The following is a 9,083-nucleotide window of genomic DNA, read 5'->3' as shown; positions in this document are numbered from 1 at the left end:
ACTATTGTTAAGGTTCATCCCGATGGAACAGGGGCCTTAAAAAAACAGGTCCGCAGTCCATCGGAAAGTCCAGAGGCGGCTGGACGACCAAGCTTCATATGGTTGCCGCGAATGCTGAATGCGCGTTGAATTTCAGCCTCACTCCCGGCAACGCCGGCGATGCCCCCGAGGGGCGCAGGCTGCTTGTCCAGTTGGGGCCGATGCCAGCGCCGTGCAGCTTGCTTATGGATGGCGCATATGAGGGTAATGAAACGACTCGCTTGGGACGTGAGTTGGGCTTCACTCCGGTGGTGCCGCCCAATCCCAACCGACTGAAACCGTGGGAGTATGACAAAGAGCTATACAAAAGACGTAATGAGGTAGAACGGCTTTTCAGGAGGCTCAAAGGCTTCCGCCGTGTTTTTACTCGGTTCGATAAGCTCGATGTCATGTTCCTGGCCTTTGTCGTCTTTGCGTTAATTGTTATAGCTCTGAAATAGTGTTAACAGGACCTAGAGCAGATTGACTTTGAACTTTTACAACGTTCAAAGTTGGCATTCCGGCGAAAAACGCGGTTATCGCTGCTGTCGTTCCTCGTATGGCTCCGTTGTCGCCAACGGGGACAGCCCTTCGGGCTGCCTTCGGTCGCTTCGCCGCAATCCACGCCGCGTTGCTCTTGATGCCTGTACGCCCTTTGGGCTACAGGCACGGCCCTACGGGCCGCCCGTCGGGTCGGTCTTCGCGGCGCGCCGCACCGTGTTCGGCGTTAGAACAATTTCAAAGTAAAATTGCTCCAAGATATTCACTCCGCCATGGCAGTCATGAACAGAACCACCCGCCCTTTGCTTCCGCCGTTGGCGGCGTTTCTGCTGGCCGCGCTCTGCCTCCTGTCGCCCCGCCCGGTGGACGCCCTCTCCGTTTCCAAAAGCCTGCCCCTGTATGCGCGGGATATGGAATTTTACTACCAGAACAAACGCCCCGAAGTGCTGCCCGGCATTCTGCGTTCTTTTGACGGCCAGGGCGTCCTGGCTCAGGGTGAAAAACGGCTGATGGTGGCCGCTTTCCTGGCCGAGGTCCTGCGCGACGACCCTTCCGCGCGCTCCTTGCTTCTGCCGCCGCAGGCCGGGCTGAGCCAAGACGGCAGGCGTACCCTGGCCTGGGTGGCGCATCTGGCCGGGATGCCCGACGAAACGGCCCTGCTGGGCGAACTGCTCAGCCCGGATGACGCCCCGCTGCTGGCCCAGATCCAAAGCAGCCCCGCGTCGCTGGCCCGCTGGGACATCTATGCCGAGAAATCGGTCCTGCAAATGTACTGGGCGGCCTTTCTGGCTTCGGGCAAGGTCGGTTATCTGGACGCCATCATCAATGCCGCCCTGCGCTATGCCCGGCTCAATGCCGGGGGGCGCCAGAACGAAGCGTCCTTTCCGGTCTGCGCGGCGGCGGCCGCCTCGCTCTACGAACTGGCCCCGCGCCATGCCTTGGTGCGCTCTCGTCTGGAGCAGGCCCTTCAGGGGCGGACCGGACCGGAGGCAGACACCCTGCGGATTATTCTGCGCCAACAGCGGCCCGCCGGTTCCTGACGCGATTCCCTTTTGCGCCGTTGCTCCTTCCCAGCCGGGACTTATATGGAGGGAAGGAGTTTCGCCATGACCTCACTGAAAAGCATGGAAGCGCGCCTGCAGGCGCAGTCCGCGCTCCATTTTCTTCCTTATATAGGCCCGGAATACGGCGTTGCCGCGCCACGGATCGCCATGCTGGGCGAAGCGGCGCACGGCCCGGCCCCGGCTGGGCAGAACCGGAGCTTCGTCCGTTCCGTGGTGCGCACCGCTTTGGACGAGAGCGCCAAGGGCATGAAGGGCGACCACTGGATCCGCTATATCCGCAATATTGAAGCCATGCTCGGCGGCCGGGAATACGGCGCGCCGGAACACTGTTGGCAGAAGCTGGCCTATGCCGTCTTTTTTCAAAGGATCAAGACCAATCCCGGCGACGGGCACACGCCGGAGGACATCCGCCGGGGCCGGGAGGCCTTTTCCGCCCTTCTGGATATCCTTGCGCCCGATTATCTCATCGTCTGGGGCCAGACTTTGCTGAAGAACGGCTGGCTGCCTCAGGAAGGACTGACCACGCTGGAAGTCTCCCTGCCGCTATACGTCTACGCCGACCATCCGCATACCCTGATCTGGCAGTGCCATCATCCGTCCCGCGATTTCAGCTATCGGAACGAACACACGCGCTGGCTGGCCGTGCAAAAGACGGCGGCAGCCCGTGACGGGGCGTCTTAAACCTCAAAACGCTTGGGACAGGCCAGACAGGAGGCGTCCGGCGCGTTGTGCGCCAGCGCGGCGCGGAACCCGCCGAACGCTTCGCTGTTCCACACCGCCCAGGGATCGTCGTCAAGAACGTTGCCGAAGACCCGACGGCGCGGCTCGTCCCGGTCAGCGGGCACATTGAGGTAGACGCAGGGCGAAAGCGCGCCGTCGGCATCCACGTACAGGCTGCGGGCCACGTTTTCGCGGCATCCTCCGGCGTCCGCCAAAGGCCGGGGGCCCGGCAGGGCGTAATGGATTTCCCTCCCGTCCTCCTCGGCCTGCGCGGCGGCGCGCTCCAGCACGGCACGGGCGCGGGCGATCTTGTCCGTCTCTTCCGAAGCGAAGGCCAGGGCGGCCTGTTCCGGCGCGGCGATATAGTCCAGCGTACTGATCACGGCCGTGCGCACGTCCAATTCGGCCATCAGCCGAGGCAGCCCGGCTGCGGCGTCTATTCTGTCGGCCAGCAGCAGATAGGCCAGATGGACTTCCAGGGCCGTCTCCTTCCGCGCGTCCGAAGCATGCTGAGCGGCCCGGACCAGGCGGACGGCCTCGCAGACCCGCTCAAAGGGCACGCCGGACCGCGCCGCATTGGAGGCCGCGTCCGTGCCCGCCAGAGAAAAAGCCAGCATGTCCATGCCGCTTTGCACAATGCGCGCGGCCAGGTCCGCATCCATGCATAGGCCGCAGGAGGTGCTGGACACCTGACAGCCCGCCTTGCGGGCCAAGGCCGCGAAATCAAAAAAGCGCGGGTGCAGCAGGGGTTCCCCCCAGCCCTGGAGATGCGCCCGGCCAGAGCGGCGCAGCAAGGGCCAAAGGGCCGCGAAAACAGCATCCGGCATGTGGCGCGACCGCCAGAAGGCGGCCTGGGTGGTATGCGGACAATAGACGCAGCGCCCGGCGCAGCAGGAGGTCACTTCCACCTGCACGCAGTCCAGAGGACGACGCTCGCCCAGCAGCAATTCCCGCAGGCGTTCGCCCAGACCGGGCGCGCGGAAGGCCGGATTTCGCAACGGATCATTCCCGATCATGACAAGCCCTCCGTAATCAGCGTCCCAGCAGGCGCGCCAGCCAGCTCTTTTTTGCCGCCCGCACGGACCAGCCGGTTTCCACACAGGGCAGAAAAAGGCTTGCCCCCCACTTTTTCTTGAAAAAAGCCACGCCCGGATGAATGCCCAGGCCCAGATTGAGCAGGCCGTGCCCGCGCGCTTCCGCTTCGGCCGCCAGGGCCGCCAACAGCGCGTCCGCCGTGCCCGGCGGCGCGTCCGGACAGCGAAAGGCGAACATGTAAAACGCGGTGGAAAAGGACGAGTAATCGCCGATGGCACATCCGGCCAAGCCGCCGTCCCGGCAGCGGGCGGAAAACAGACGGGCCTGCGGCGCGGCGGCCAGGTACGCTTCCAGATGCCGGAAAATATGCACGCTGCCCGGCTCCAGAGCACGGGCGCGGCAGAAATCTTCCACCAGGGCCGCGTGCTCCGCTGTCCAGCAGTCCGGGCCGCCGCTCTGCTCCACCGTGATGTCCCGCGCGGCCCGGCGCAGCATGTTCCGCAGCTTCAGGCCCACAGGGGGCACAGGCAGGGGCAGGGACCAGTAGGCGTCTTCCCGGCTCTCGGCCCCGGACGGCGCGGCGGCCGGGCGCGCGGCGGCCAGAACCGTAATTCGGGACAGATCGGGCACGGTCAGGGCTTCACGCACGGCCGCGTCCACGGCCGCCGTATCGCGCGGGTCATGCAGCGGGTAGCCCACAAGCACCACCTCGCCTTCGCCCGTGTGCCCCACACAGCCGCCGAACAGGCGGGGCCGCAGACCGGACACGGCCCCCACATAGGGCAGAAGCTGTTCCGGCGTCACGGCCTGCGCCGTCACGCGGGCCAGACCGCCGGACAGCCCACCGTACAGGCCGCGCGCCGGATTTTTTGCGTCCCCGAACGGCGTCACCAGCGCACCTCCGCGTCTCCGCGCCAAAGCGCGCGCAGTTTGTGCCCAAGGCCGGGCAGGCAACGGCGCACCCGGAAGCCGTCTTCCGCCAGCATGCGGCGCAGATTGACCAGATGAGCCGCGCCCACGAAAACCACGCACCGGCCTTCTTCCAGATATGGCCGCATGCGCTCCCGGAAGCGTTGATCGCGGACATTGACCACATATTCCGTGCGGGTGGGAAATTCCGCGCTGGAACCCATCATCCGCTCAAGATCCCCGGCCAGATAGGCGCGCATGTTCCGGCGGGACTGGGCCTTCCAGCCTTCGCAGGCCCGGAAAAAACGCAGCACCCGCTCCACGGGCACCGACTCCAGCGAGGCCAGCTGTTCTTCCAGATTTTCCATGCCGATCACGTTCTTGCCCATATTGTGGGCGATGCGCCAAGCCTCCATATCCACGGAACCACACCAGCCCTGCCGCTCCAGAAAGGCGGTCCAGAGAGAGAAAAAGGCGCACCAGGGCCGGGCATGGCGCAACAGCCAGCGCACGTCCGCCTTGCGCGCGGCTTCCATGCCCAGCCAGCGGACCAGCGGGCCCTCCGGGCCGCGCACCACCCGTTCCAGGCGACGGATTTCCTCCTCGGCGAGCATTTCCAGCAGCGCTTTGTGCTCCGGCGACAACCGTTTGCCCGCCTGGTCCACGGCGGCCAGGGCGTCCTCGTCCAGCGGGCCTTCGAACAGCACGTTGTCCACCTTGCGGAACAAGCGGATAAAGGACGTCTCAAAGGAATAGCAGAAGAAGTGGGCCGTGCCGCCAAGCCAGGACACTCTGCCGTTTTTTTCCACTTCCCAGAGCATAGCAAAGGGACGCTGGTCGGGCCGCGCGTTCTCCGGCGACGGCAGTGACGGCGAGGGTGCGGCAACGGCGCGCAGCAGGGCCAGGGTCAATGCGCGGGCCGTATCGTTGCGCGCGGCACGCGGTTTTTCCTCCCAGGCGGCCATGACATAGGGCAGATAGGGCCTGCCGCCCCATTTGCGCTTGAAGCGCAAAATACCTTCATTGACGCCCAGGCCCAGGTGCACGTAGCGCTTGCCCGCCCGGCGGGTCTTTTCCAGCATGGCCGCGAACAGCAGGTCCGCCGCGTGGGGCGTATACTGCGCGCGGGAATGCGCGCCGAGCACATAGGAGCAGAATTTTTCCGGCGCGTCGTCCAGCAGCAGGCAGGCGGCAAGGCGGCCATCCTGATCCCAGGCGTTGAGCAGGCACAGCGCGCCGTCCGCTTCAGCCAGAGCCTCGGGAGTACGGGCGTACAGTTCGCGTACATGCGGGGCCAGCGGCCTGGCCTCTTTCCGGTCCGCGCGCCCCATAAACTCCGCCCAGAGCCGCCGATGGGCCGGAGTGAACTCGCGGCCCTCCTCCACCCGCAGCGCGGCAGCCGCGCGACGCAACACGCCGCGCAGCCGGGCCGGGGGCTCGGTCCGCGCCGAAAGCAGATAATAACGGTCGCGATCGACAATATGAGGATGCAGACGCGGCGGCAGATCCGGACCCACGGCCCAGCAGCTCACGGCCCCGCTTTTCTCCAGGGCTTCGTCAAGGGCCGCCTCAAAGGCCGTGTGGCTGTATTTGCCGCGCAGGGGATAGGCCACGGCCATGAGCCAGTCCTCGGCGGCCCAAAAAAGATACGGCCCCACACGAAAGGGCGCACCCCGCGACATGGCCCGCATGAGCGGCAGAGAATGCTCCGGCACGCGGGCCAGGGCGTTGATACGGGCAAGAAATTCGGTTTCCATACAGTTACAAAAAATGTTTTCCCAAGCTTTGTTTCAGGCGTTGCCTCTCCCAAGATGCATTTTGTCTTTTGGCAAGAAAAAACGGGACGGATTTCTCCGCAGGCCGTGGGCAATCCACGCAAAGCAGGGAATTTTGTTCTTCCAGCGAGGAAAACAAGTTTTTTACGGAGCGGAGTGTACTCTAAAGTACTCGACCGAAGTAAAAAACGCCGTTTGACGAAGCTGGAAGGCAAAAGAACCGCTTTGCGCGGGTTGCCTAGTGGGCGGTGCCCCAATCATGCCCCACCCCCCAATCCACCACCAGAGGCACGGAAAGCGTCTCGCCGCCCGGAGCCACCGAGCTCATCAGGGCGGCCACCCGCGCACCGGCCGCTTCGGCCGTGGCTTCGGGCGTTTCCAGCAACAGTTCGTCATGCACCTGCAAGAGAAGGCGGGCGTCCATGCGCCGCAGTTCCGCGTCATGGGCCACGGCCAGCATGGCCAGCTTGATGATGTCCGCGGCCGAGCCCTGGATGACCGTATTAATGGCCTGCCGCCGGGCCAGGGCAAAGGCCTGGCCGTTGGCCGAAAGAATGTCGGGCAACAGACGGCGGCGGCCGCCCAGGGTGGTCACGTAGCCCTGGCGTTTGGCCGTGGCCTCCACGTTCTCGTAAAAAGCCTTGAGGCCCGTGAGCCGTTCAAAATAGCGGGTAATAAACTCCTTGGCCTCGGCGGTGCTGATCTTGAGTTCCTGGCCCAGCTTTTGCGCGCCCATGCCGTAGATCAGGCCGAAATTGATGGTCTTGGCATTGCGGCGCTGGTCCGGGCTGACCTCACCGGCCTGCAGGTCATAGATCAGGGCCGCGGTGCGGGCGTGAATGTCCTCGCCCTGGCGGAAGGCGTCCAGCAGGGCCGCGTCCTGGGACATATGGGCCAGCACGCGCAGTTCCACCTGGGAATAGTCGGCGGAAACCAGGGTGCGCCCCGGCCCGGCGATGAAGCAGGCCCGCATGCGCTTGCCCAGCGGGCCGCGCACGGGAATATTCTGCAAGTTGGGATTACTGGAAGACAGCCGCCCGGTGGCCGTGGCCTTCTGATTGAAGGTGGTATGGATACGCCCCTGCCCGTCCACCAGGCGCGGCAGCGGGTCCAGATAGGTGGAGCGCATCTTCTCCAGTTTGCGGAATTGCAGAATACTGTCCACCACAGCGTGGCGTCCGGCCAGTTTTTCCAAAGTCTGCTGGCTGGTGGAAGCCTGCCCGCCCTTGGTTTTGCGCGGCGAGGGCAGATTCAGGGTCTTGAAGAGCACATCGCCCAGCTGCTGGGCCGAACGGATGTTGAAGGTCGTTCCCGCCGCCGCGTAGACCTCGGCGGTGAGGCGGTCCAGCTCGTGCTGTACGTCGGAGAGAAAGGCCTGGAACGCGGCGGCGTCGATAGCCACGCCGCGCCCTTCCATTTCGGCCAGCACCGGAGTAAGAGGCAGTTCCAGCGTATTGTAAAGCTCGCGCAGCCCGTCGCGGACCAAACGATCCTCCAGGGCTTCGGCCATGGCCAGAGCCAGCCGGGCCGGACCCCCGCCCTCGGGTTTCAGAGCCGCCCCCCAGCGCGCGGCCAAGCGGGGCCAGCCGTAATCGCTTTCCTCGGGATTGAGCAGATAGGCGGCCAGGCCCAGGTCGAAACAGCGCGGCGGCGTTTCGCCCAGAGGCAGATTGCGCCAACAGGGCGCGGCGGTCAGCAGGGCCTTGAGATCGGCCACCACCAGCCGCCGAGCCGACTGCAGCCAGGCGCAGAGCATGTCCATGCGCCCGGTCCAGCAGTATTCCGCAGGCTCCATCGTCTCGGACAGCGGATCGCCCACAACCAGATGCGGCGGCTGCTTGGGACCCTGCGGCCAGATCAGGGCCACATGGCGGCCCGCGCAGTCCGGCAGGGCGGCGACATCCGAAAGTTCCGGGGCCAGAGGTTCTTCAACGGCATCCAGCAGGCTCATCTGCGCGCCCGTGCGGGTCTGGGACCGCGAGACGCCGCCGGATGACGCCGCAGCGAACGAAACGCTTTGCGCACCGGCTTTCTGCGCGGCGGCCCCCTCGGCTCCGGACGCGGCATCCTCTGTCCGCGCGCCCGGACGCGGCGGCGCGGCCGCATCCTCATCGCTCTGGCGGCGCAGCAGCGAGGCCATTTCCCGGCGCAGGGCAAAGAGTTCGAATTCCTCGGCCAGAGCCCGGCATTCCGGCACATTCAGCGGCCGCACGGCCATGTCGTCCAGGGTCAGGCTTTCGCAGGCCTTGAGCGACAAGGTGGTCAGCTCCCGCCAGACGAACATATCCTCCAGATGGCCGCGCATCTTGTCCTGGATTTTGGGCGGCAGCAGGACGAAATGATCCCGGATGTCCTCCAGGCTGGGACAGATCTCGAAAATCTGGCGCGCGGTCTTGGGGCCGATGCCCGGCACGCCGGGAATATTGTCGCTGGCGTCGCCCACCAAGGCCTGCACGTCGGGCCACTGGGCCGGGCTCACCCCGCTCTCGGCCCGGAATTCGGCTTCGTTGAGAAGTTTTTCCTCGCGCGCCGCCGGATCCCACATATAGACGTTGGGGCCCAGGCATTGTTTCAGATCCTTGTCGCCGCTGACGATGACCACCGGGCGCTCGGAAGAAAAACGGGCCGCCAGGGAGGCGATGCAGTCATCGGCCTCGCAGCCCTCCGAGACTTCCAGCTTGAGGCCCAGGGCATGCACCATGCGCAGGATGGGCTCGATCTGCCGGGCCAGATCCTCGGGCATGGCGTCGCGGTTGGCCTTGTACAGCGGAAAGATATCGTGGCGAAAATTTTTGCCCTTGCCGTCTTTGACGAAGACGAAATGCCGGGGCCGCTCCTCGCGCAGGATGCGCAACAGCACGCGGGTCACCACCACCAGGGCGTTGGTGGGGAAACCGTCGGAGCGCTGCATATTTTTATTGGCGAAAAAGCCGCGATAAATGAAGGCGGAACCGTCCATCAGAAATATGGGATCAGAGGCTAGGCCCAGGCGTTCTTTCAGTGACATGGCAGTAGGGGTTGAGGGTTGCGCGGCCCGGTCGGCGTCGCCGCTTGCGGAGAA

General features: G+C 64.9%; 6 protein-coding genes and 1 pseudogene. 3 read left to right on the top strand and 4 right to left on the bottom strand.

Annotated elements, in window-relative coordinates:
• The 3 genes and pseudogenes from HMPREF1022_RS05995 to HMPREF1022_RS05985 form a co-directional block, all read left to right on the top strand.
• Nucleotides 1-479: pseudogene (locus HMPREF1022_RS05995) on the top strand (IS5 family transposase); the annotation flags it as partial.
• 321 nt (nt 480-800) lie between these two features.
• Nucleotides 801-1,559, top strand: a complete 759-nt coding sequence (locus tag HMPREF1022_RS05990) for a translation initiation factor 2 (RefSeq protein ID WP_232221557.1) — start codon at nt 801-803, stop codon at nt 1,557-1,559.
• A 66-nt stretch (nt 1,560-1,625) separates the two neighbouring features.
• Complete coding sequence (locus HMPREF1022_RS05985) at nt 1,626-2,264, top strand: hypothetical protein (RefSeq protein ID WP_009302340.1); 639 nt, start codon at nt 1,626-1,628, stop codon at nt 2,262-2,264.
• On the opposite strand, the gene HMPREF1022_RS05980 is transcribed toward HMPREF1022_RS05985, so the two are convergent.
• The 4 genes from HMPREF1022_RS05980 to polA all read right to left on the bottom strand — a co-directional run bounded on the left by HMPREF1022_RS05980 (nt 2,261) and on the right by polA (nt 9,029).
• The gene (locus HMPREF1022_RS05980) at nt 2,261-3,319 is read right to left on the bottom strand and encodes a radical SAM/SPASM domain-containing protein (protein WP_009302339.1); all 1,059 of its coding nucleotides are present in this window, start codon (nt 3,317-3,319) and stop codon (nt 2,261-2,263) included. The genes HMPREF1022_RS05985 and HMPREF1022_RS05980 overlap by 4 nt on opposite strands.
• A 16-nt stretch (nt 3,320-3,335) precedes the next feature.
• Entirely contained in the window at nt 3,336-4,229 is an 894-nt protein-coding gene (locus HMPREF1022_RS05975; protein ID WP_009302338.1) for a hypothetical protein, read from the bottom strand.
• Nucleotides 4,226-6,004, bottom strand: a complete 1,779-nt coding sequence (locus tag HMPREF1022_RS05970) for a TraB/GumN family protein (RefSeq protein WP_009302337.1) — start codon at nt 6,002-6,004, stop codon at nt 4,226-4,228. The genes HMPREF1022_RS05975 and HMPREF1022_RS05970 overlap by 4 nt, the downstream gene beginning before the upstream one ends.
• A 256-nt stretch (nt 6,005-6,260) precedes the next feature.
• Nucleotides 6,261-9,029: a DNA polymerase I gene (gene polA / locus HMPREF1022_RS05965; protein WP_009302336.1), complete on the bottom strand. Its 2,769-nt coding sequence runs from the start codon at nt 9,027-9,029 to the stop codon at nt 6,261-6,263.
• Nucleotides 9,030-9,083 lie beyond the last annotated feature (54 nt).

The sequence above is a fragment of the Desulfovibrio sp. 6_1_46AFAA genome (assembly GCF_000224635.1).
In the GTDB taxonomy this organism is placed as follows: domain Bacteria; phylum Desulfobacterota; class Desulfovibrionia; order Desulfovibrionales; family Desulfovibrionaceae; genus Desulfovibrio; species Desulfovibrio fairfieldensis.
Note: the sequence above shows the minus strand (reverse complement) of the source record. Positions and strands in the feature narration are given on the sequence as shown.

Excerpts from the sequence above, each read along its gene's own strand:
- HMPREF1022_RS05990 (WP_232221557.1), top strand. The coding sequence starts at position 801 with ATGAACAGAACCACCCGCCCTTTGCTTCCGCCGTTGGCGGCGTTTCTG.
- HMPREF1022_RS05980 (WP_009302339.1), bottom strand. The coding sequence starts at position 3,319 with ATGATCGGGAATGATCCGTTGCGAAATCCGGCCTTCCGCGCGCCCGGT.
- polA (WP_009302336.1), bottom strand. The coding sequence starts at position 9,029 with ATGTCACTGAAAGAACGCCTGGGCCTAGCCTCTGATCCCATATTTCTG.
- HMPREF1022_RS05985 (WP_009302340.1), top strand. The coding sequence starts at position 1,626 with ATGACCTCACTGAAAAGCATGGAAGCGCGCCTGCAGGCGCAGTCCGCG.
- HMPREF1022_RS05970 (WP_009302337.1), bottom strand. The coding sequence starts at position 6,004 with ATGGAAACCGAATTTCTTGCCCGTATCAACGCCCTGGCCCGCGTGCCG.